Origin of the sequence: [Clostridium] aminophilum DSM 10710 (assembly GCF_000711825.1) — a bacterium.
GTDB lineage: Bacteria > Bacillota > Clostridia > Lachnospirales > Lachnospiraceae > Clostridium_R > Clostridium_R aminophilum.
Window position 1 is genome coordinate 97,467 of the sequence record NZ_JONJ01000010.1, and the last position, 23,887, is coordinate 121,353.

The following is a 23,887-nucleotide window of genomic DNA, read 5'->3' on the forward strand; positions in this document are numbered from 1 at the left end:
ACGGCAAACAGAACTGAATAAGACAAAATCACCAAAGTTTAGAAAAGAAAGAATTATGGAAGCATATTTTGACAACTCTGCGACGACCAGAGTATATGACGAAGTCGCCGAAGCCGTTCTCCGTGCCATGACAGCGGATTTCGGCAACCCTTCCTCCATGCACACGAAGGGAATGGAGGCGGAAAACCTGATCCGTGAGGCGAGACAGAACATCGCGGATACCCTGAAAGTAAGCGCCCGGGAGATCGTGTTTACCTCCGGCGGAACGGAGTCGAACAATATGGCGCTCTACGGAACGGCATATTCGATGCGCCGAATGGGAAAACACATCATCACCAGCGGCGTGGAGCATGCGTCGATCTATCAGCCGCTGACATTTCTGGAAGAGATGGGATATGAGATCACCTATCTTCCGGTAGATGAGAACGGACACATTTCTCTGGAGCAGCTCCGGGAGTCCATCCGGAAAGACACGATCCTGGTGTCCATTATGTACGTGAACAACGAGATCGGCGCCGTGGAGCCGGTGGAAGAGATCGCAAAGGTGATCCACGAGACCAATCCGCGCACCGTCTTCCATGTGGATGCGATCCAGGCATACGGAAAATACCGGATCCGTCCGAAGAAGTCGGGCATTGACCTTCTGTCGGTCAGCGGTCACAAGATCCATGGACCGAAGGGAACGGGCTTCCTCTATATCGGCGAGAAGATTCATGTCCATCCCATTATTCTCGGCGGCGGGCAGCAGAGAGATATGCGTTCCGGAACGGAAAATGTTCCCGGCTGCTACGGTCTCGGCGTGGCCGCAAAGATGGCTTATACGGGATTTGAAAAACGGATTGACCGCTTTTACGAGCTCCGGGATCGCCTGATCCGGGGACTCCATGAGATCGAGGGAACCACGATCAACGGATTTGAGGACCGGAGAAATGCGCCGCAGATCGTGAGCTGCAGTTTTGACGGCATCCGCGCGGAGGTTCTCCTCCATGCACTGGAGCGAAAAGAGATCTATGTCTCCTCCGGATCGGCATGCTCGTCCAACCATCCGGGCATCAGCGGTACGCTGAAGGCGATCGGCGTGAAGAAGGAACTTCTGGACTCCACACTCCGCTTCAGCCTCGGAAGCTTTAACAACGAAGAACAGGTCGATTATGTCATCGCACAGCTGAAAGAGATCCTGCCGGAACTGAGAAAATTCCGCAGATATTAATTTAGGAGAAAAATATGTTTCATTCATTTTTGATCAAGTACGCCGAGATCGGCATCAAGGGAAAGAACCGTTATCTTTTTGAAGATAAGCTGATCTCCCACATCAATACCGTCCTTCGCCCGCTGGACGGAAAATTTCTTGTCACCAAAGAGGCGGGACGCATTTATGCGGACGCATCCGAGGAATTTGACTTCGACGAGGTTGTGGATGCGCTGAAGAGAGTATTCGGTATCGCAGCCATCTGCCCGCTGGTCCGCATTGAGGACAAGGGCTTTGATGACCTGAAAGAGCAGGTTGTGAAATATGTCGGCGATGTCTATAAAGACCGTCATTTCACCTTTAAGGTCAACAGCCGCCGCATCAACAAGGAGTATCCGGGAACCTCCGAGACGATCAACGCGGATCTCGGCGAGGTTCTTCTGCAGGCGTATCCGGAGCTGAAAGTTGACGTGCACCATCCGGAAATGCTGCTGAACGTGGAAATCCGCAAAACCTGCGTCAACATATATTCTCTGGTGATCCCGGGACCGGGAGGAATGCCGGTGGGGACCAACGGAAAGGCAATGCTTCTTCTGTCCGGCGGAATCGACAGCCCGGTTGCGGGATACATGATCGCAAAGCGCGGCGTTGTGCTGGAGGCGACATATTTCCATGCGCCGCCGTATACCAGCGAGAGAGCAAAGCAGAAGGTAGTGGATCTCGCAAAGCAGGTTTCCAAATATTCCGGAAACATCCGTCTGCATGTCATCAATTTTACCGATATTCAGATGTATATTTATCAGAACTGTCCGCATGATGAGCTGACCATCATCATGAGACGATACATGATGAAAATTGCGGAGAAGCTGGCGCAGAAGAATGGCTGTCACTGCCTTGTCACCGGCGAGTCCATCGGTCAGGTGGCATCCCAGACCATGCAGTCCCTGCAGTGCACCGATGCTGCAGTCACGAACATGCCGGTCTTCCGTCCGCTGATCGCGTTTGACAAGCAGGATATCGTCGACATTTCCTATAAGATCGGAACCTATGAGACCTCGATCGAACCGTATGAGGACTGCTGCACGATCTTTGTCGCAAAGCATCCGGTAACCAAGCCGTTCCTCGATACGATTGAAAAGAGCGAGAAGAATCTCGAAGAGAAGATCGATGAGATGGTCCAGACCGCGATTGACACCGAAGAAGTCATCGCGTGCTGGTAAAGAGAGGACAGAACAAAGTCCTCAAGAGGACTTCGGCTCCTCCATCCCCTCAGGAGTGAGGGAATGGGGGAGCTTCGCAAGTTACGACCGTTTCGCGGCAGTTGCCAAAGTCTCGCCGGGGCGGGGGCTTTGGCGGGTTCGCCGCGTAAAAAAACCGGACTTCCGTCGGGAAGTCCGGCTTATGTATGACTTATATTTGATGTCGGATGGCGTACAATGAAGCTCTGCCTTGATCAGGCGATGATGTACGGTGCCAGAGTGGCAAGAACTTTGTCCAGCTTCTCGCCCGGGTCGCACTGGATATTCAGGTCGATCGGCTTGGAGAGATCGAGGGAAAAGATACCCATGATGGATTTTGCATCAACAACATATCTTCCGGATACAAGGTCAAAATCAACATCAAACTTTGCAAGGTCATTGACGAAAGCCTTGACTTTATCGATAGAATTTAAGGAAATCTGAACAGTTTTCATGAAAACGCCCTCCATTCAATAAGATTAGTAAATATAAATAATAGTACAAATCAGTGACGTAAAAGTCAATGGGAAATGTATGCACGATTTTTCATACAGTAACACTCGGAAGGAAGGAAAAATATGCGAAAAGCTGCTTTTCATACACTGGGCTGCAAAGTCAATTCCTGGGAGACGGAAGCGATGGAACAGCTTCTGGAAGCGGACGGATACGAGATTGTTCCGTTTACGGAGAAGGCAGATGTCTATGTAATCAATACCTGTTCGGTGACGAATGTGGCGGACCGGAAATCCCGTCAGATGCTTCACCGGGCGAAGAAAATGAATCCGGATGCGGTTGTCGTGGCAGCGGGATGTTATGTGCAGTCGGCGGAGGGCACGCTGAAAAATGACGGCGCCGTGGACCTCATCATCGGCAATGACCGGAAGACAGAACTTGCCCGCCTGCTGAATGAATATCTCTCGGAGCACGGACCGGAAAACGGAGAAAAGAAGGAAGAAATCCTCGATATGAATGAGGTTCATGAATTTGAGGATCTTCACATCAGCCGCACGGAGGAACACACCCGGGCGTTCATCAAAGTACAGGACGGCTGCAATCAGTTCTGCAGCTACTGCATTATCCCGTATACCAGAGGGCGGATTCGGAGCAGAAGACCGGGCGATGTGGTTCGTGAAGTGACGAGACTGGCCGAATCCGGCTATAAAGAATTTGTCCTGACCGGAATTCATCTGGCGTCCTACGGAAAAGATTTCAAGGACGCGATGGAAGGCGCGGGAGATTCCAATATGAATCTTCTGGATCTGATCGTGATGCTGGATCGGGTGCCGGGCGTCGAGCGAATCCGCCTCGGTTCCCTGGAGCCTCGCGTGGTGACGAGGGAATTTGCCCAGACGATTGCGACACTTCGCACCATCTGTCCGCATTTCCACCTCTCGCTTCAGAGCGGCTGCGACGCGACGCTAAAGCGGATGAACCGCCATTATACAGCGAAAGAATATTTATACAGCTGCGATGAGCTGCGGGAGGCATTTGATCACCCGGCGATTACGACGGACGTCATTGTCGGCTTCCCGGGCGAGACGGAGGAAGAATTCGAAGAATCCAGAACATTCCTTGATAAGGTGAATTTTTACGAGATGCACGTGTTCCGCTATTCGAGAAGAAAGGGAACCCGCGCGGACCGCATGGATCATCAGATTCCGGAGTCGGAGAAAGAAAAGCGCAGCGACATTCTGATCCGGATGGGCGATGAGATGTCAAAGGAATTCCGCCGCTGGTATCTGGGGAAGGAATCGGAAGTGCTTCTCGAAGAGCCGGTGGAGATTGACGGCGTCAAATACATGATGGGACACACCCGGGAGTATGTCAAAGGCGCTGTTCCGTATCGGGACGGACTGAAAAATGTCACCGTCCGCGGAACCTTTACCCGTATGCTGAACGACGAAGTTCTTCTGTTAAATTGACACTTTCTTAAAGAATTTTAAAGATGCGATCCGGCGCTCTTGTAGAATGATTTGCGTTATGTTAGAATGACGCATAGGTATAAAAAGGACGTGAATACTATGGGCGATATTATGGATACACAATACTTCAGGGCCGTTCAGGACCAGAAGAAGATGGAAGTAGCAGATGTCATCAGACAGGTGTATGAGGCGCTGACCGAGAAGGGATATAATCCGATCAATCAGCTGGTCGGTTATATCATGTCCGGTGATCCGACCTATATTACAAGCTACAAGAGCGCGCGCAGCCTGGTCATGAAGGTGGAACGCGATGAGATCGTGGAAGAACTGATGAAAGCTTACGTGGAAACGAAGCTCTCATGACGGAGATAAATGAGAAACTCAGGTGCGAATGAAAGGCCGTGCGGCCCGATCCTGTGACGGGGATATGGGGCATGGTCTCGTTTGCGTGATAAGAATCTTTTTGTGCAGTCTTTCCTCTGATAGGAACGGAAAACGGTTCGATAGTATAGATAATGAGCAGGATACCGCATCCCGGGGACTGTCGTCCGCGGGTTATGCCGGTGTGACGTGAAAAAGCAAACGGAATAAAGGAAAACTGAATATGAGAGTAATGGGACTGGATTTCGGGTCCAAAACGACCGGTGTGGCGGTCAGTGACGCGCTGGGAATCACGGCGCAGGGAGTTGAGACGATTACAAGGCCGGATGCGAATAAGCTTCGCAGAACCTGTGCCCGGATCGAGGAACTGATTCGCGAGTATGAGGTTGAGAAAATCGTGCTCGGATATCCGCTGAATATGAACGACACCGAGGGGGAACGTGTGGAAAAGACCCGGGAGTTCAAGACGATGCTGGAGAGAAGAACCGGCCTTCCGGTCATCTTATGGGATGAGCGGCTGACGACGGTGGAAGCGGACCAGATTCTGATGGAAAGCGGCGTGCGCAGAGAGAACCGGAAAGCGGTGATCGACAAGATCGCGGCTGTATTGATTCTGGAGAGCTGGATGAATGCGCAGAAGCAGTGAGCCACAGAAAACGTGAGCCGCAGAAGCAGTAACTCGCAGAAGCCGTGAGACGCGGAAGCAGTGACCGGCAAAAAGAGGGCTTCGGCATGCCGGAGGCAGACTGCGCCGGCAGGATACATTTTTACTGAAATATAAAACATACAAATATGATATACATTTCCGGCGAACGCCGGAGGAGAACGGGAGAATTCAATGACAGATAAGATAAATCATGCGGATTCCAAACGCGCGGAAGACGCGATCCGTAGTTTTCCGGACCACATTGTTTTTGTGGATGAAAATGGGGATAACGTGACGTTCTATGTGATCGAGCAGACCAGAATGAGCGGAATGGACTATCTGCTGGTGACCGATCAGAAGGACGGGGACGGCGAGTGCTGGATCATGAAGGATGTTTCCACGCCGGAGAGCCCGGAGAGCGCGTACGAATTCGTGGAAGACGACGTCGAGCTGGACGCGGTATTCCGCATTTTTGAAGAACTGATGTCGGATTCCGGCATTGACATTACAAACTGATTAAGACATTCATGTCCGAAACGGATTTCGGACCCGGATATAGATATTGTACGTTGTCCGCGGAGCGGACAGATGACACAGGAGGATATTTTGAAGAAACAGAAAGAACAGGAACCGAACCACAATAAGATAAGAATCATTCCGCTCGGCGGACTGGAGCAGATCGGAATGAATATGACCGCGTTTGAGTACGGCGATGATATCATAGTCGTGGACTGCGGCATGGCGTTCCCGAGCGACGATATGCTCGGAATCGATATGGTCATCCCGGATGTGACCTACCTGAAGGAGAATATTCAGAAGGTGCGCGGCTTCGTGATCACCCACGGACATGAGGACCACATCGGCGCGCTGCCGTATGTTCTGCGCGAGATCCCGGCTCCGGTCTACTCGACAAAACTGACCATCGGCCTGATTGAGAACAAGCTGAAAGAGCACGAGATGCTGCGCTCCACCAAGAGAAAGGTGATCCGCCACGGACAGTCCGTAAATCTCGGATGTTTCCGCGTGGAGTTCATCAAGACCAATCATTCCATTCAGGACGCGTCCGCGCTGGCGATCTTCTCGCCGGCCGGAATTATCGTCCACACTGGTGACTTTAAGATCGATTACACTCCGGTATTCGGCGAGCCGGCGGATCTTCCGCGCTTTGCCGAACTCGGCAAAAAGGGCGTTCTCGCGCTGATGTGCGATTCCACGAACGCGATCCGTAAGGGATTCACGATGTCGGAAAAGACGGTCGGACAGCGGTTTGACTCGATCTTTTCGGAGCATCAGAACCAGCGTATCATCGTTGCGACTTTCGCGTCGAACGTCGACCGTGTGCAGCAGATCATCAACTCCGCATACAAATACGGCCGGAAGGTTGTCGTTGAGGGCCGGAGCATGGTCAATGTCATCGGCGTTGCGACCGAACTCGGATACATCAACATCCCGGAGAACACACTGATCGACATCGATCATCTGAAGAATTACAAGCCGGAAAAGACCGTGCTTGTCACAACCGGCAGCCAGGGAGAGTCCATGGCGGCACTCTCCCGTATGGCAGCCAATATTCACAAGAAGGTATCCATCCGCCCAGGCGATGTCATCATTCTCAGCTCGACCCCGATTCCGGGAAATGAGAAGGCGGTAGCCAATGTCATCAATGAGCTTGAGGCAAAGGGCGCAGAGGTCATCAATCAGGACACTCATGTTTCCGGACACGCCTGTGAGGAAGAGATCAAACTGATGTATTCCCTGGTGCGCCCGAAGTACTCCATTCCGGTGCACGGAGAGTTCCGGCATCTGACCGCGCAGAAGCACATCGCAATCTCGATGGGCGTTCCGAAGGAAAATGTTGTCACCATGCAGACCGGCGATGTGATTGAGATCGGCGAGGAAGGCTGGGAACTGAAGGATCATGTTCAGGCCGGCGGTGTTCTCGTGGACGGCCTTGGCATTGGTGATGTCGGCAACATTGTCCTTCGCGATCGTCAGAATCTTGCGGCAAACGGTATCATCATCGTGGTTCTCACGCTGGACCGCGCGTCGAATCAGCTTCTTGCGGGGCCGGATATCGTCTCCAGAGGTTTCGTCTATGTGCGTGAATCCGAGGATCTGATGGGAGAAGCGCAGAATATCGTGGACGATGCCGTTCAGGACTGCCTTGACCGCAATATCAGCGACTGGGGTAAGATCAAGCACGTGATCCGCGACAGCCTCAGCGGCTATCTGTGGAAGAAGATGAAACGAAACCCGATGATCCTGCCGATCATCATGGAAGTCGACGAATAAAACGGCAAAAGATCGAAAAAACGCATTTCGGAAAGGAGAAGAACCTTGAGTGTGATCAAAGAACTGAACCGCATTATGTCTGCGATTCTCGGGACCTCAATCCGTCTTCTCCTGATCCTGATGGTGGTGTTCCTTCTCTATGAAGGCTCGGTCCGCGGCTACCGGTTCGGCTACCGGCTGTTCTCACCGGATACCTGGAATGAACAGCAGGGGATCGCCGAACTCCCGGCGCTGGACCGCGATTTCGAGGTGCATAAAGGGGAAACGATCGAGGAGATCGCGGCAGATCTCGCCGATCAGGATCTCATCTGGAACCGGAATGCCTTCTGGCTGACCGCTCGCTTCTATGAGTACAAGCCCCAGCCGGGCGTCTACCGGATCAACCGGAATATGAATATCCGTGAGATTCTGGATACGATTTCCGGAATGGGCACCGAAGAAAAGGATACAAAGGAAATATCAGCAAAATCATGATTACAGATCAGCGAATCAGGGATTACATCGGATCGCTGGACCGCGGAAATGGAGCACTTCTCGATGCGATCGAGGAGCGCGCTCTCCGGGATCGTGTTCCGATTGCAAAAAAAGAGACACAGGCACTGTTAAAGACGATGGTGGTACTGACCGGGCCGGAGAAAATCCTGGAAGTCGGTACTGCTGTCGGCTTTTCTGCGCTTCTGATGGCCGGTGTTATGCCGGAACACTGTCATATCACAACGATCGAAAAATATGAGAAGCGGATCCCGGAGGCGAAAGCCAATTTTGCCGCGGCAAAGATGGAGGACCGGATTACCCTTCTGGAAGGGGACGCCGAAGAAATCCTTGCGGGGCTGGAACCCGGATACGGACTGATCTTCATGGATGCGGCAAAAGGCCAGTACATCAACTGGCTTCCGCAGGTGCGGCGGCTTCTTGTGCCGGGCGGTCTTCTGATCTCCGACAATGTCCTGCAGGACGGAGAGACTGCCCTTTCCCGTTACGCGGTCGGAAGACGCGACCGCACGATTCACACAAGAATCCGGGAGTACATCTGGGAACTGACGCATTGCGATGATTTTGAGACGGCCATTCTTCCGGTGGGAGACGGCGTTGCGCTGAGCGTGAAGAAGTGAAAAAAAGAGATATTATTCGAAAAGAACGATATAATAGATACAGTAGGAGAATTTGATGAAAAAACCAGAATTACTGATTCCGGCCGGAAGCCTGGAAGTGATGAAGACAGCAATCCGATACGGAGCAGATGCAGTATACTGCGGAGGCGAGGAATTCAGCCTGCGCGCGAAAGCCAAGAATTTCAGCGACGAGGATCTGGCGGAGGGAATCCGCTATGCCCATGAGCACGGTGTGAAGGTTCATATCACCGCGAACATTCTCGCACATAATTATGATTTCCCGGAAGTCGAAGAATTCATGAAGAAGATGAAGGAACTGAAGCCGGATGCCATGATCATCAATGATCCGGGAATCTTCATGACCGCAAGACGGATCTGCCCGGAAATCGACATCCATATCAGCACCCAGTCCAGCAGTACGAACTACGAGACATTTAAGTTCTGGCATGATCTCGGCGCAACCCGCGTGGTGGCGGCGCGAGAGCTCTCTCTCGAGGAGATCCGTCAGATTCGTGCGAAGGTGCCGGAGGATCTGGAGATTGAGGCCTTTGTGCACGGAGCAATGTGTATGTCTTACTCCGGCCGCTGCATGCTGAGCAATTTCTTCACCGGCCGCGACGCGAACCGCGGCGAGTGCACGCATCCGTGCCGCTGGAGATACTCCATCGTGGAGGAAACCAGACCGGGTGAGTACATGCCGGTTTATGAAAATGAGCGCGGAACCTACATTTTCAACTCCAAGGACCTCTGCATGATCGACTACATCCCGGAGCTCTGCGAGGCAGGCATTGATTCCTTCAAACTGGAAGGAAGAATGAAGACGGCGCTCTATGTGGCAACCATCGCCAGAACCTACCGCAAAGCGATCGACGATTATTATGAGGATCCGGAAAAATACCGCAGAAATCTTCCGTGGTACCGCGATGAGATCGCAAGATGCACATATCGCGAGTTCACGACCGGCTTCTATTTCGGGAAACCGGATACGAACGCGCAGATCTATGACAGCAATACCTATGTGAAGAATTACACCTACCTCGGTACGGTGCGCAGTCTGGAGGAGGACGGAACAGCGGTCTTCGAGCAGAAGAACAAGTTCTGCGTCGGCGATGCGATCGAGATCATGAAGCCGGACGGCACCGATCTCACCGCAAAAGTTCTGTCGATCCGCAACGACGACGGGGAGGAACAGGATTCCGCGCCGCATCCGCTTCAGAATCTTCATGTGAAGCTGGATCAGAAGGTGGAAGAAGGCGATATTCTTCGCGTGGAAGCTGCCGCGGAGTAAGCGGAACCATTTGCGGAATGGAAGCCGCCGCGGAGTAAGCGGAACTGTTTGCGGAATGGAAGCTGCCGCGGAGTAAGCGGAACCGTTTGCCGAAGGAATGGCCCGCAGTAAGCGGATGGCGTGAGGTTTGCCGGCTCTGCCGGCGGGCAAAGAGATAAAGAGAATAACGGGGGTGGAGAAATGATCAGGATATTTGAACTGATATCGGCGGGATGCCTTGTATACGCGGCAATCCTGGCCGTATATTCCGGTCTGACCACCTCCTTTTTTGTGTTCTGGCCGCTGATGAGCATCTTGTTCGCGGGACTTTCCCTCTGGATCCGCTACACACAGACGAGTCCGGTGGAACTTCAGACCAAAGTTCGCGTGATCACCATCATGGCTGCGGCAGCGGCCGTGTTTCTCGCCGCGGAGGCGGTGATTTTCATCGGGCTTCTCCGGTCTGACGATCGTTTCGGGCCGGAAGACAAAAAGCCGAAATACTGCATTGTCCTGGGGGCCGGACTCAAAGACGGAAAGCCGTCCGTCTCACTTGAACGCCGGCTGGAGCGGGCCTATGAGTATCTTCAGGAGAATCCGGGAGTCATTCTCGTTCTGTCCGGCGGAAAAGGGAAGGACGAGAATATTCCGGAGGCGGAAGCGATGCGCGTCTGGATGATGGAACATCATGTTCCGGAATACTGTTATCTGATCGAAAACCGTTCGGAAAACACGGTGCAGAATATCGAGTGCAGTCTTGAAGTGATCCGGAAACATGTCGAGTCCAGGACACTCGTTCCGGTCCGCGTGACGATCCGGAGCAATGGGAAAGACGGTCCGCCGGAGGAAAAGACGATGCCCGAAGAACGGGAAGCGGAACCGTACCAACTTCCGCCGACGGCCGTTCTGACCAGCGATTTTCATGTCTACCGGGCACTGAAAATCTTTCAGCGAACCGCGGGCGTGACGTGCGCGGGCATCCCTGCGAAGACCGACCCGGTGATGTCGCTTCATCTCTGGGTGAGAGAAGGAGTGGCGCTGTTAAAGGATAAATTTGTCGGAAATATCTGATTAGCGTGCGGACCGGGCGGAAGGCTTAGGAATCGGCAGCAGAATACAGAATCATAGAGAAAAACAAGGAAAGGAACAGAGAAATCGGATGAAACTTGAAGAACTTTCGAATTACCGTCTGATCAGAAGAAATACGATTCCGGAGCTGAACGGCGAGGGAATCCTGATGGAACATATCAAAACCGGAGCAAAATTTTTCCTGGTATCCAATGATGACGACAACAAAGTCTTCACCATTGCGTTCCGCACAAGACCGTCGGACAGCACCGGCGTTGCCCACATTATGGAACACAGCGTTCTGTGCGGATCGGAGAAATTCCCGGTCAAGGATCCGTTTGTCGAACTGGTCAAGGGGTCGCTCAACACATTTCTGAATGCGATGACTTACCCGGATAAGACCGTATATCCGGTGGCGAGCTGCAATGAGCAGGATTTCCAGAATCTGATGGACGTCTACATGGACGCGGTGCTTCATCCGAATATCTATAAGACCGAGAAGATCTTCCGGCAGGAAGGCTGGCACTATGAGGCGGAGGATGAGAACAGCCCCATCACGGTCAACGGCGTGGTCTACAATGAGATGAAGGGCGCATTTTCGTCCCCGGACAGTGTTCTTGAGCGCGCGACAACCACCGCTCTCTACCCGGATACCACCTACAGCGTGGAGTCCGGCGGTGATCCGAAGGATATTCCGAACCTGACCTACGAGCAGTTTCTGAATTTCCACCGCACATTCTATCATCCGAGCAACAGTTACATCTATCTGTACGGAGATATGGATATGGCGGAGAAACTGGACTGGCTCGACCGGGAGTATTTATCCAGATACGATCGCAAAGAGATCGACTCGGAGATTCAGTATCAGAAGCCTTTCGACGAGATCCGTGAACTGCGGGTGCCGTACTCCGTGACGGAAGACCAGCCGACGGACCATGCGGCGTATCTCTCGCTGAACATGGCGATTGACGATAAGATCGACAGCACCCTTCACATCGGACTTCAGGTTCTGGAATATGTCCTTCTGGATGCGCCGGGCGCGGTTCTGAAGCGCGAACTGGTGAAGGCCGGCATTGGTGACGACATCTACGGCGGTTACGACAGCGGGATGCGCCAGCCGTATTTCTCCGTGGTCGCAAAAGATGCGGATGAGGGACAGAAAGAGGACTTTCTCCGCATTATCCGGGAGACACTCGAGAAGACCGCCAGAGAGGGACTCAGCAAACGCTCGCTTCTTGCCGGTATCAACTATTATGAGTTCCGGCTTCGCGAGGCGGATTTCGGGAGCTTCCCGAAGGGACTGGCGTACGGTCTGCAGTGCTTTGATTCCTGGCTGTACGGCGAGGATCCGGAAATGTACCTTCGGTACAACGAAGCCTTTGAGTATCTGAAAAAGGCCGTGGATGAGAGATATTTTGAGAAACTGATCCGCCGCTATCTTCTGGACAACCGCTTTGCCGCGGTGGTGATCGCGTATCCGGAGAAGAATCTGGATGAGAAGCAGGACAGAGAACTTGCGGAGAAAATGGCGGCGTTCCGGGAAAGTCTCTCCTCCGATGAGATTCGCGGCATTGTGGATTTCGCGAAGGAACTGAAGATCTATCAGGAGACGCCGGATTCCAGGGAAGATATGGAGAAGATCCCGCTGCTCCGCAGAGATCAGATCAAACGCGAACCGGAAAAACTATCGCTGGAGACGGCATCCGTCAAAACGGCGGATGAGGAGACCACAGTCTTAAAGCACGAATTCTTTACCTCCGGCATTGACTATATGCGTCTTCTCTTTGAGACAGACCGTGTGCCGTCGGAAGATCTTCCGTATGTGACCTTTCTCAAACAGGTCATCGGATACATTGCGACGGAGAAGTATTCGCTCGAAGAGCTGAGCGATGAGATGGATCTTGTGACCGGCGGCATCGGCGCCGATATGGTGAACTATGTGGATTTCGACCGTCACAACGAATTCCGCGGCTTCCTTGCGCTGAACCTGAAAGTTCTGGATGAACGTCTGGAAGACGGAATGGCGCTTCTGGAAGAGATTCTCCTTCGCTCCCGGCTTCACGACACGGACCGCCTGAAGGAAGTGCTGGATGAGATGAAGTCCCGTCAGCAGACAAAACTGAACAACGCCTCCCATATGGCGGCGGCGCTCCGGGCCGGTTCCTACATCGCGAAAGACCGCGCCTGGGATGAGATGACCGGCGGCATCACCTACTATGACTTCCTCTGCGGACTCTCAAAGGATTTTGAGTCCCGAAAGGAAGCGATCGCCGATAAGCTTGCGGAGGTTGCCGGAAAGCTCTTTACGAGAGAGAACCTGACGTTCAGCTTTACGGCGGATCATGACGGAATCGCGCATATGTGCAGGGCGGCGGAGAAATTTGCCGCGGCACTCCCGAAAGGAAGCGGCGAGACCTTCCCGTTTGAGTGGAAGGAAAATCTGGCCAATGAAGGCTTCCGCGTACCGTCACAGGTGAACTATGTGGCCCGCAGCGGCGATTTCCGCGCAGCCGGCTATTCCTATGACGCGGCGCTGAAAGTGCTGAAGGTTATTCTCGGATATGAGTATCTCTGGAAAAATGTCCGCGTAAAGAACGGCGCCTACGGTGTGATGTTCGGCACCGGCCGCTCCGGAATCGGAAACTTTGTCTCCTATCGGGATCCGAAACTGCGCGAGACCGATGAGATCTACCGCACCGTGCCGGATTACATGGAAAACTTTGCGGCGGATGAGCGCGAGATGACAAAATATGTCATCGGCACGGTCAGCGATCTGGATACGCCGCTTGCCCCGCAGTATAAGGGACTCCGGGGTGATTCCGCGTACTTCTCTCACGTGACGGACGAAATGCTGACCCGGGAGAGAGGACAGGTGCTCGACTGCACACCGGAGGATATCCGGCGGCTGGCACCGATTGTCCGGGCGGTTCTGGAGACCGGCGCATTCTGCACCGTGGGATCCGGAAGCGCGATCGATGCGAACAAAGAGATGTTTAAAGAGACAAGAAATCTGTTCCAGTAAGACACGAAGCGGCACACCGCAAAGAGGTTGCACTGCAGAGAGGACTGTGTGGCGGTAACTTCCCGACTGCGGCGGTGACGGCACGGCGGAAGAGAACAGGATGAAGGAGATATGGAAGATATGGAAGGAAAGAACGGATTTCATTCCGGGTTTGTGACGCTCATCGGGCGGCCGAATGTCGGCAAATCGACTCTGATGAACCATCTGATCGGACAGAAGATCGCGATCACGTCCGCAAAGCCGCAGACAACGCGGAACCGGATCCAGACGGTCTATACCGATGAGCAGGGCCAGATCATTTTCCTGGATACGCCGGGAATTCTGAAGGCCCGTCACAAGCTGGACGAATATATGCTCGAGACTGCGGAAGAGACGCTCGCCGAGGTCGACGCGGTTCTGTGGCTCGTCGAGCCGGCAAGCTATGTCGGGGAAGGCGATCAGTATATCGCGAAGATCCTCGCCGCGGCGAAAAAGCCGGTTATCCTGGTCATCAACAAGATCGACCAGGCGGATGAAGCGAAGCCGGAAGAAGCGAAGAATGCGTTCGCCGGACTGATGGATTTTGCCGGGATCGCGGAAGTGTCCGCTCTCCGGGGCATCGGCGTGGATGCGCTCCGCAGGAAAATCATGAGCGTTCTCCCGGTGGGACCGCAGTTTTTTGACGAGGAGACGGTCACCAACCAGTCGATGCGGGAGATTGCGGCGGAGATTGTCCGCGAAAAAGCGCTTCGTCTTCTGAAGGAGGAAGTTCCCCACGGCATCGCGGTGGTCATCGATTCGATGAAACAGCGCGGAAACGGCCTCTGGGACATCGACGCGTCCATCGTCTGCGAGAAGGATTCCCACAAGGGCATTGTCATCGGAAAAGGCGGCGCCATGCTGAAGCGTATTGGTTCTCAGGCGAGAAAAGACATCGAGGACATGGTTCAGGATCAGGTGAATCTTCAGCTCCATGTCAAGGTGCGCAAGGACTGGCGAGACAGCGAGCTGTATATGAAGAATTTCGGCTATGAGATGAAAAACGGGAAAAAATGATGTCTGCGGGCAGGCTGCCGGCAGAGGGAAAGGCTGTCTATGAGAGATCTCGTAAACCTCAGCGGCATGGTGCTCTCCGCATCGCCGGTGGGCGATTATGACCGGCGCCTGGTGATCCTGACCCGCGAGAGGGGAAAGATCACGGCGTTTGCGCGGGGGGCGAAACGCAGTTCCTCGACGCTCCGGGCGGCGGCGTCCCCCTTTGTCGCGGGAACATTTTCCCTCGCGGAAGGAAGAGACTCCTATAACCTTTATTCTGCGGAAGTGGACGATTACCATTCAGAGTTGGCGATGGATCCGGAGGCGGTCTGCTATGCGTCGTATTTCAGCGAGTTTGCCTCGTACTACGGCCGGGAGGGGATCGAAGCGGGAGCCGTGATCGATCTTCTCGAGGCCGCGTTCACCGCCATTCGGGAAGACCGGGTGCCAAACGTCATGGTGCGCCGGGTTTATGAACTGCGGCTGATGGTCCTGAACGGCGAATATACGGAGACTATGCCGGGGGGCGAGTACAGCGATGCGGCCCGGTATGCCTGGTACGTGTCCGCCACAAGACCGGTTGACAACCTGTTTTCCTTCCGGCTGAAGGACGAGCCGATGAGGGAGTTCGGACATGCGGTGGATCGGAACATCGCCCGTTTTGTGGACCGGCACTTCCACTCGCTGGATGTGCTGAAGGTGATGGTGTAAATCCGACGGAGAACGTCACCGCCGTCAGGGAGCTGGGGAAAACAGCGGTAAGACGAAGGGGCCGTCAGGGCAGGATTCCGGGCTGCGTTTCAGTCTGCCACGGGATACGGAAACACAGAAGGAAAAGGCTGCTTAAGACAAGAATACAGGCCGGAAAAAACGGCGGGAAGCTTTAACATCGGGAAGGAGAAGACGGGATGACAGACGCACAGTTTCAGCGAAAAGTGACCTGGCTCAGTTTCCTCTGCTGTGTCCTCGTTATCTGGAATCACGCGGGAAACGCGGATCTTTTTCTTCCGGGTCAGGGAACGAACGGTTTTCTGTGGCGGTTTGAATATGAATACGCCTACTCGGTCATCCGCGCGGATATCCCGTTTTTCCTGATGATTTCCGGATACCGGTTTTTCCGCGGTTTTGAGCTGAAAAAACTTCCGGGCAAATGGTTCCGGAGAGTACGTTCGCTCCTTGTTCCGTATCTACTGTGGAATCTTCTGTACTATGCCGCAGATGCGGCGGCAAGCCGGATTCCGTTGCTTTCGGAGATTACGGGACGGACCGGGATTCCGGTCACGGCAGAGGAGATCATCCGCGCGGCGGTATTTTTTACACATAATCCGGTGTTCTGGTTCATGTTTCAGCTGATCCTACTGGTAATTCTTGCCCCGGTGATCTGGATCTTTCTCCGGTCGAAGGCGGGATATCTCGTGATGCTCGCGGGCTTCGCCGTGCTCTGGTATGTCTGGCCGGCTGTGCCGGTCCTGAATCCGGACGCGCTGATCTACTTCAGCCTCGGCGGGATGGCGGCCGTCCGGTTCCGGAACGTGACCGAACAGGCGTGGAGCATAAAGCAGCTTTTGCTCGGATGCGCGTCGCTCGCGGCGGCAGCGGCGCTTTACCGGTATTACCGGATCGTTCAGACCCCCCAGCCGATCGTACTTTATTCGATTCTGGTACCGGCTGGACTCTGGCTGGTATTCAATGAAAGGTGGATTTCGGAGGACGGGATCCGCCCGTGGATGAAAGAGACATTTTTTATCTATGCCTTTCATTTTGTCGTGGTCCGTGCTGTAAATAAGACGGTTGTCCGCATTTTCCCGGGAAATGGCATCGTGGCGGCGATTCTCTTTACGGTTATGCCGCTGATCGCGGTGGCGGTATGCCATGGGCTTGCGGGATTTCTGCGGAAGAATGTTCCGCCGCTGTATTCGCTTCTGAACGGCGGCCGGGGGTGAATGCGGATCCGGTGATGCAACGGTTTCGGATGGATGGCACATCCGGCGGAACGGCGGATCTGGGTGAATGCGGATCCCGAGGAATCTGAGGTTTCGGATGGATGGTACATTCGGCGGAACGGCGGATCTGGATGAATGCGGATTCGCCGAAAAGTTTAGAGAGGACACTGAACGGATGTAAGGGAACGCCGCGGCTTACAGGCGGAGGAAGGGATGGAATTCCTTCTTGAAAAGCGTAATGAAAGCATATATACTAAATTCTACGTGTAAATAATTTAACACTTTTATGAGATGAACCCCGGCAGCCAGCCGGCGGTCATGAGGAGGATCAAGATGGAAAAGACAATGGAGAAGATCGTTGCCCTCGCAAAAGCAAGAGGTTTTGTATATCCGGGTTCCGAGATTTACGGCGGACTTGCGAATACATGGGATTACGGTCCGCTCGGAGTTGAGCTGAAGAACAATGTGAAGAAAGCATGGTGGCAGAAGTTCGTACAGGAAAGCCCGTACAATGTCGGCGTTGACTGCGCGATTCTGATGAACCCGCAGACATGGATCGCTTCTGGACATCTCGGCAGCTTCACCGATCCTCTGATGGACTGCAAGGAGTGCCATGAGAGATTCAGAGCCGACAAGCTGATCGAGGACTGGTGCGCAGAGAACAACTTCGCACTGGAGGGTTCCGTTGACGCATGGTCCAATGAGCAGATGCAGGACTTTATCGCGGAGCACGGAATCGCATGCCCGAGCTGCGGCAAGAGCAACTGGACCGATATCCGTCAGTTCAACCTGATGTTCAAGACATTCCAGGGCGTAACCGAGGATGCAAAGAACGCGGTTTATCTGAGACCGGAGACTGCACAGGGTATTTTTGTAAACTTCAAGAACGTTCAGAGAACATCCCGCAAGAAGGTTCCGTTCGGAATCGGACAGATCGGTAAGTCTTTCCGTAACGAGATCACACCGGGCAACTTCACCTTCCGTACCAGAGAGTTCGAGCAGATGGAGCTGGAGTTCTTCTGCAAGCCGGATACCGATCTGGAGTGGTTTGCATACTGGAAACAGTACTGCATCGACTGGCTGCAGGGCCTCGGCATTAAGCCGGAAGAGATGAGAGCGAGAGACCATGAGAAGGAAGAGCTGAGCTTCTATTCCAAGGCAACCACCGATCTGGAGTTCCTGTTCCCGTTCGGATGGGGCGAGCTCTGGGGTATCGCAGACAGAACCGATTATGACCTTTCCCGTCATCAGGAAGTATCCAAGCAGGATCTCTCCTATTTCGACGACGAGACCAAGGACAGATATATTCCGTACGTAATCGAGCCGTCCTTGGGCGCAGACCGCGTAACGCTGGCATTCCTGTGCGCTGCATACGACGAGGAGACGCTGGAAGGCGGCGATGTCAGAACTGTGATGCATTTCCATCCGGCTCTTGCTCCGGTGAAGATTGCGGTTCTTCCACTGTCCAAGAAGCTGGGAGAAGAAGCGGAGAAGCTTTACTTCGAGCTGGCAAAGACCTATCACTGCGAGTACGACGACAGAGGCGCAATCGGCAAGAGATACAGAAGACAGGATGAGATCGGTACTCCGTTCTGCATCACCTACGATTTCGATACCGAGAACGACCACGCTGTAACCGTTCGTGATCGTGATACCATGCAGCAGGTACGTATTCCGATCGCTGAGCTGAAGAACTACTTCGCAGACAAGTTCACATTCTGATCGGTCTGAAGAGAACAAGACAAAGATAAGACATTTTCAAAGCTCCATCCGGCGCTCTGCCGGCTGGAGCTTATGTTAACTGAAGGAACAGCGTGCCGGAGTCGGGACACAGCCGGTACAGGAGGTGACGAGAGTGAAAAAAATATCCCTGTTTGACGGAACGGCGATCACGCTGGAAGAAATACTGGATGCGCGGTCAGCGCGGGCGGAACGACAGAGGGCATTTCTCGCGGAAGGCGGGATGTCGCTGATCAGCTTTGCACTGAATATGCCGGGACCGGTAAAACAGTCCGTCACCGCAAGACGGGTCTTTGAAGAGGGAATCCGTGAGATCCGGAAGGACATTGAATCGCTGAGCGGGACTGTTCCGGGGGCGGAGAAGGCAGCGTCGGAGAAAGCAGCGTCGGAGATATCGGGCAAGACGGCAGAGAAGTTTACTGCTGAGACGGCGAAAAAGACAGCAGCGGAGACGTCGGAAAAGAAGGCGGCGGAGAAGGCAGCGTCGGAGACATCAGGCAAGATGGCGACGGAAAAAGGCAGAGTGATCCTTCGGGAGGATGTCTCCCATGAGATGACCGGAAGCCAGGCATTCTTTCTTCTGAATCTTCCGGCGGACCGCATCAAGAAGAAAATGACGGAGATCGAGGAATATCATCCGCTCGGCCGTCTCTTCGACATCGATGTGATCGGCCCGGACGGGGTTCCGCTTTCGAGAACGCAATTCGGACTTCCGGCGAGAACCTGCATGGTCTGCGGTGAGAACGCGAAGATCTGTGCGAGAAGCGGAGCGCACAGCGCGGAGATCATCGCCTACACGCTAAATGATCTGGTGCATTCGTATTTTCGTGACAAAGAGGCGGACCGCGTCGCCATCTGCGCGACCAGAGCACTGCTCTATGAGGTGTCGACAACGCCGAAGCCGGGACTTGTGGACCGCGCCAATCAGGGTTCTCACAGCGATATGGATTATTTCACTTTCGTGGACAGCAGTGCGACGCTCTGTCACTGGTTCCGGGACATGTTCTGTGTCGGCTGGGATCACGCGGATGATTCGCCGGAGTCGCTTTTCCGGAGACTGCAGTTTATCGGGAAAATGGCGGATCGCGCCATGTTCCGGGCAACCGGCGGCGTCAATACGCATCAGGGACTGATCTACGCGGTGACGATCATTGCGGCCGCCATCGGAAAAATGATGCGGACAGGATCGGCGGAGGAGATCCCGGAAAAGCATCTGATTGAGGAATGCAGGAAAATCGGCCGCTGTTCGCTTCGGGAAAAATTCGGCTGTTCCGGGATTTCGCCGGAGACCGGAGAGGAGAAGGACAAGAACAAGGCGCCGGAACCGTTGAGGGCGGCGGAGTCGGAGTCTTCCCTGATTAACTCCGGAAGAGAAGCCGCGAAGGGAAATGAGACTCCTGCATACGGCGCCCGGGGAGAGGCGGCGGAAGGCTTTCCGCACGCGCTTAACATCGGCCTTCCGGCGATCCGAAAGTGGCTTGCGCAAGGATGTTCTTTAAATGACGCGTCCTGCGCGGCGCTTCTTTCCATCATCGCGGAGACGGAGGATACGAATATGATCCGCCGCGGCGGAAATGAGGAAGCGCAACGCCGAAGAGAAGAAGCGAGGGAGATTCTCCGCAATATGACAGCGGAGACCATCGTTCCGGATATATCAAAACTGGATAGCGACTATATCCGTCATCATCTCAGCCCCGGCGGAAGCGCCGATATTCTCGCAATTTCTCTGCTATTTTGCTTCTGCGAAGAAGAGGGGATTCTCACCGGGGACCACGCTTGACATTCGGAGCGCGCGGGATTATAAACAGAGTAATTCGATCGAATAAATATCATGAAAAAACGAAAAATAGCATAATTTTTGATTTTATTGCGCAATGAGGCACATTTTGCGGGAGCACCTGCAGAATGTGCCTCATTTGTGTAAAAAAATCAGGAGAATCCAAGGATTTTTCCCTGTCACAACAATTCTCCGCGGAGATATTTTTCAATTGCAGAAAAAAAATTTTTGCAATTTACTAATTTAATACGTTGCCAAACTAAAGCGTTTGTAGTAGTATAGCGTCATACGAAGAAAACATACTCATTCCCAAGGGTTATAGTGAACGCTGTCGTTTCCGTTACAGGACATTCACTCCTCCCATTCGCCCCGGTTGCGGATAGAGACAGGTTTCCGGCGGGATTCCGAGAACGGGTTCTTCGCAGACCAGTGGAACATCAGGAGGAGAAGAGGATGAGAAAAAACATGAAGAGAGAAACGAAAAGAAACATGAAAGGAAACATGAAGAAGATCATCGCATTTGGCGCTGCTGCGGTGATGGCAGCCGCATTTACCGCCTGTGCGCCGGGAAGCGCGGCGACGCAGACCGCAAAGGCGGAGGAGACCACGAAGGCGGCGGAGACTGCAAAGGCTGAGGAGACCGCAAAGGCTGCCGAGACTACAAAGGCAGCGGATGCCGGTTCTGCCGCAGCGGAGGAATTCAAATATGCGGAGATCCCGGCAGTTTCGGAAGAGTGGAAGGCAAAGTATGATGCGATCAGCGGCGGCCGTCTGGACGAGATCCGAAAAAAGGGAGTCATTCAGATCGCCAGCGAGCCGTATTTTGCTCCGTATGAGTTCATTGATTCATCCAAACAGGGGGATGAACAGTACTGCGGCGCGGATGTCCAGTTTGCAAAATTCATCGCAGACCGCATGGGCGTAAAGATGGAATATGTTCCGCTGGAATTCAGCGCTGTTCTGACGAGCGTGGTGGAAGGAAAGACGGATCTGGCGATCTCGGGCCTCGCTTACACACCGGAGCGCGCGGAAGCCTGCAACATGTCGGACGGATATTACACGGATCCGAAAGAGGCGGGACACGGCCTTCTGATTCGGGAGGAAAACAAGGATAAGATCAAGGGACTCGATGATCTCGCCGACAAGACCATTGTCTTCCAGGCAGGTTCTCTTCAGGAGGCTCTGGTCGATGCAGCGGGAGTCAAAGTGGGAAATATCAAGAAGGTTTCCTCTTCCAATGATGCCTATATGGCGGTACAGGAAGGAAAAGCCGATGCGGCAGCAGTCTACAAGGCAAGCGCAAAACTGTATGCGGAGGCAAATCCGGGCCTGACGCTGGTAGAGGGATTCAAATTTGATGTGCCGAAAGAGATGCAGGGCAACCACGTCGGAATCATGAAAGATGAGGAAGCGCTGACCGAGTTCGTCAACACCTGCATTGCGGAGCTGGATGAAAACGGCCTGATGGGCAAATGGGTTGAGACGGCATCGGCGCAGGCGTCCTCTCTCGGAGTGGATTGATCCGATTGACAGATAAGACTTTCACCCGCGCCGGGATTCATCAGGGATTCCTTCCGGAATGGTCCTTCGGGATTCCTTCCGGGAAGAAATGAAGGAAAAGCGAGCGGAGAACGGAGCGGGCGAAGGATTCTTCCGGGACTGAGAAATTGCTGGACAGGAGAAAAGAATGATTTCAAGTGTAATAAAACTATGGGGAAAGTATTCCGGCGTTTATATCAGCGGACTGTACGGAACACTGTGGCTTTCGGCCGTCACGGTTGCCTTTGCCACGATTCTCGGAACGCTGATTGCTTTTGTGAAACTGTCACGGTTCAGACCGGGACAGTGGCTGGTCAATCTTTACATTGAGATTATCCGCGGAACGCCGGTACTTCTTCAGATTTATTTCTTCTGGATCTTTCTGCCGAAAGCCATGCCGTTTGAACTGTCGGATACGCAGTGCATTGTCATCGCACTGATCATCAACTCCAGCGCCTATGTGGCGGAGATTATCCGTGCCGGAATTGAGGCGGTGGATAAAGGACAGACGGAGGCGGCACTCAGCCTCGGACTCAGCCGGAAGAATACGATGATGAAGGTGGTTCTTCCGCAGGCGATCAAAAACATTTTGCCGGCGCTGGGCAATGAATTCATTACCATGATCAAGGAGACTTCCCTTGCGTCGGTATTTTTCATCGCGGAGCTGACGACTTCCTATAAGACCGTGCAGGCGGCGACATTTCTCGCCATTCCGTCACTTCTGATTTCCGGTCTGATCTACCTGATGCTGACCTTTCTTCTGACAAGACTTCTGGCAATATGTGAAAAGAGGATGAGATCCAATGACAGAAACAGCTAAGAATAACGAAAACACAAATCCGTCCGGAAATGTCATCCTTCGGGTTTCCGGCCTCCGAAAGTCCTTCGGAGACATCCATGTTCTGAAGGGAATCAGCATCGATATCCATGAGGGAGAGACGGTGGCGGTGATCGGACCAAGCGGCGGCGGAAAGAGTACTTTTCTCCGCTGTCTGAACCGTCTCGAGACGCCGGATGAGGGAGAAATCCTCTTTGACGGGGCGAACATCATGGATAAAAAGATTGATATCGCCCGGTACCGCCAGAAGATCGGCATGGTCTTCCAGCACTTTAATGTCTTTCCGCACCTGACGGTGCTGGAGAACATTACGCTGGCGCCGACGCTCGAAAAGCACATTCCGAAAGAGGAAGCGCAGAAAAAAGCCATGGAACTGCTGGAAAAGGTCGGCCTTGCAGAGAAACGGGATGAGTATCCGACAAGACTTTCCGGCGGACAGAAACAGCGACTGGCCATCGTGAGAGCGCTGGCCATGGAACCGGAGGTCATTCTGTTCGACGAGCCGACCAGTGCACTGGATCCGGAGATGGTGAAAGAAGTGCTGGAGGTCATCCGCGCTCTCTCGGATTCGGGAATGACGACGGTGATCGTCACCCACGAGATGGGATTTGCCCGTGAGGTGGCAGATCGCGTGATCTTTGTGGCAGACGGTGTCATCGCAGAAGAGGGGACACCGGACGAGGTGTTCGGAAATCCCAAAAATGAGCGGACGAAAACATTTCTCAGTCAGGTGCTGTGACATGAAGGGAAAAAATTGATTCCTGCGCGCGAGGGAACTGAGGTCGGAGACAGAATCTGCTGAGGGAAGAGCAAAATTCCGAGGGAGAACAGAATTCCGAGGGAAAACAGAATTCCGAGGGAAAACAGATTCCGACAAAAATTTGAGGAGAAAAAAGTTC

At 53.4% G+C, this 23,887-nt stretch carries 21 protein-coding genes; 20 read left to right on the forward strand and 1 reads right to left on the reverse strand.

The genetic code is table 11. The annotated features are described in order from the left end of the window. Positions 1-55: 55 nt before the first annotated feature. Positions 56-1,210, forward strand: coding sequence for a cysteine desulfurase family protein (locus tag BR86_RS0108520; protein ID WP_031473041.1), 1,155 nt, complete (start codon positions 56-58; stop codon positions 1,208-1,210). A 14-nt stretch (positions 1,211-1,224) separates the two neighbouring features. Further along, positions 1,225-2,409, forward strand: coding sequence for a tRNA uracil 4-sulfurtransferase ThiI (thiI, locus tag BR86_RS0108525; RefSeq protein ID WP_031473042.1), 1,185 nt, complete (start codon positions 1,225-1,227; stop codon positions 2,407-2,409). Between the two features lie 233 nt (positions 2,410-2,642). Here thiI and BR86_RS0108530 read toward each other — a convergent pair whose 3' ends face one another. Continuing rightward, positions 2,643-2,882: an HPr family phosphocarrier protein gene (locus BR86_RS0108530; protein WP_031473044.1), complete on the reverse strand. Its 240-nt coding sequence runs from the start codon at positions 2,880-2,882 to the stop codon at positions 2,643-2,645. Positions 2,883-3,005: 123 nt separating this feature from the next. On the opposite strand from BR86_RS0108530, the gene mtaB reads away from it, so the two are divergent. The 18 genes from mtaB to BR86_RS0108630 all read left to right on the forward strand — a co-directional run bounded on the left by mtaB (position 3,006) and on the right by BR86_RS0108630 (position 23,727). Beyond that, positions 3,006-4,349 (forward strand): tRNA (N(6)-L-threonylcarbamoyladenosine(37)-C(2))-methylthiotransferase MtaB, encoded by a 1,344-nt coding sequence (gene mtaB, locus BR86_RS0108535; protein ID WP_031473046.1) that lies wholly within the window; start codon positions 3,006-3,008, stop codon positions 4,347-4,349. 99 nt (positions 4,350-4,448) lie between these two features. Next, a complete protein-coding gene (locus BR86_RS0108540; RefSeq protein WP_031473048.1) occupies positions 4,449-4,712 on the forward strand; it encodes an IreB family regulatory phosphoprotein in 264 nt (87 codons plus the stop codon). A 241-nt stretch (positions 4,713-4,953) separates the two neighbouring features. After that, on the forward strand, positions 4,954-5,376 hold the full coding sequence (ruvX, locus tag BR86_RS0108545) for a Holliday junction resolvase RuvX (RefSeq protein WP_031473050.1): 423 nt from the start codon (positions 4,954-4,956) through the stop codon (positions 5,374-5,376). Between the two features lie 192 nt (positions 5,377-5,568). Next, positions 5,569-5,892 (forward strand): DUF1292 domain-containing protein, encoded by a 324-nt coding sequence (locus tag BR86_RS0108550; protein WP_081844200.1) that lies wholly within the window; start codon positions 5,569-5,571, stop codon positions 5,890-5,892. A 90-nt stretch (positions 5,893-5,982) separates the two neighbouring features. Next, the gene (locus BR86_RS0108555) at positions 5,983-7,668 is read left to right on the forward strand and encodes a ribonuclease J (RefSeq protein ID WP_031473054.1); all 1,686 of its coding nucleotides are present in this window, start codon (positions 5,983-5,985) and stop codon (positions 7,666-7,668) included. Positions 7,669-7,719: 51 nt separating this feature from the next. Then, positions 7,720-8,142: an endolytic transglycosylase MltG gene (locus tag BR86_RS0108560; RefSeq protein ID WP_330372125.1), complete on the forward strand. Its 423-nt coding sequence runs from the start codon at positions 7,720-7,722 to the stop codon at positions 8,140-8,142. Beyond that, entirely contained in the window at positions 8,139-8,780 is a 642-nt protein-coding gene (locus BR86_RS0108565) for an O-methyltransferase (protein WP_031473058.1), read from the forward strand. The genes BR86_RS0108560 and BR86_RS0108565 overlap by 4 nt, the downstream gene beginning before the upstream one ends. A gap of 55 nt (positions 8,781-8,835) precedes the next feature. Continuing rightward, positions 8,836-10,068, forward strand: coding sequence for a peptidase U32 family protein (locus BR86_RS0108570; protein WP_031473060.1), 1,233 nt, complete (start codon positions 8,836-8,838; stop codon positions 10,066-10,068). Between the two features lie 180 nt (positions 10,069-10,248). After that, positions 10,249-11,118: a YdcF family protein gene (locus BR86_RS0108575; protein WP_031473062.1), complete on the forward strand. Its 870-nt coding sequence runs from the start codon at positions 10,249-10,251 to the stop codon at positions 11,116-11,118. A gap of 88 nt (positions 11,119-11,206) precedes the next feature. Beyond that, complete coding sequence (locus tag BR86_RS0108580; protein WP_031473064.1) at positions 11,207-14,137, forward strand: insulinase family protein; 2,931 nt, start codon at positions 11,207-11,209, stop codon at positions 14,135-14,137. Positions 14,138-14,257: 120 nt separating this feature from the next. Then, on the forward strand, positions 14,258-15,172 hold the full coding sequence (gene era / locus BR86_RS0108585; RefSeq protein WP_031473066.1) for a GTPase Era: 915 nt from the start codon (positions 14,258-14,260) through the stop codon (positions 15,170-15,172). A 39-nt stretch (positions 15,173-15,211) separates the two neighbouring features. After that, positions 15,212-15,862: a DNA repair protein RecO gene (gene recO / locus BR86_RS0108590; RefSeq protein ID WP_031473068.1), complete on the forward strand. Its 651-nt coding sequence runs from the start codon at positions 15,212-15,214 to the stop codon at positions 15,860-15,862. A 197-nt stretch (positions 15,863-16,059) separates the two neighbouring features. Beyond that, on the forward strand, positions 16,060-17,094 hold the full coding sequence (locus BR86_RS0108595) for an acyltransferase family protein (protein WP_031473070.1): 1,035 nt from the start codon (positions 16,060-16,062) through the stop codon (positions 17,092-17,094). Positions 17,095-17,427: 333 nt separating this feature from the next. Further along, positions 17,428-18,816, forward strand: coding sequence for a glycine--tRNA ligase (locus BR86_RS0108605; protein ID WP_031473072.1), 1,389 nt, complete (start codon positions 17,428-17,430; stop codon positions 18,814-18,816). A gap of 133 nt (positions 18,817-18,949) precedes the next feature. Then, positions 18,950-20,614: a citrate lyase holo-[acyl-carrier protein] synthase gene (citX, locus tag BR86_RS0108610; protein ID WP_031473074.1), complete on the forward strand. Its 1,665-nt coding sequence runs from the start codon at positions 18,950-18,952 to the stop codon at positions 20,612-20,614. Between the two features lie 450 nt (positions 20,615-21,064). Further along, positions 21,065-22,132, forward strand: coding sequence for a transporter substrate-binding domain-containing protein (locus tag BR86_RS14675; RefSeq protein WP_051684696.1), 1,068 nt, complete (start codon positions 21,065-21,067; stop codon positions 22,130-22,132). Positions 22,133-22,298: 166 nt separating this feature from the next. Further along, positions 22,299-22,970 carry an amino acid ABC transporter permease gene (locus BR86_RS0108625; protein ID WP_031473078.1) on the forward strand — a complete coding sequence of 224 codons (672 nt, stop codon included), beginning with the start codon at positions 22,299-22,301 and terminating at the stop codon, positions 22,968-22,970. Next, positions 22,954-23,727 (forward strand): amino acid ABC transporter ATP-binding protein, encoded by a 774-nt coding sequence (locus tag BR86_RS0108630; RefSeq protein ID WP_051684697.1) that lies wholly within the window; start codon positions 22,954-22,956, stop codon positions 23,725-23,727. Before BR86_RS0108625 ends, BR86_RS0108630 begins: the two co-directional genes overlap by 17 nt. The last annotated feature ends 160 nt before the right edge of the window (positions 23,728-23,887 follow it).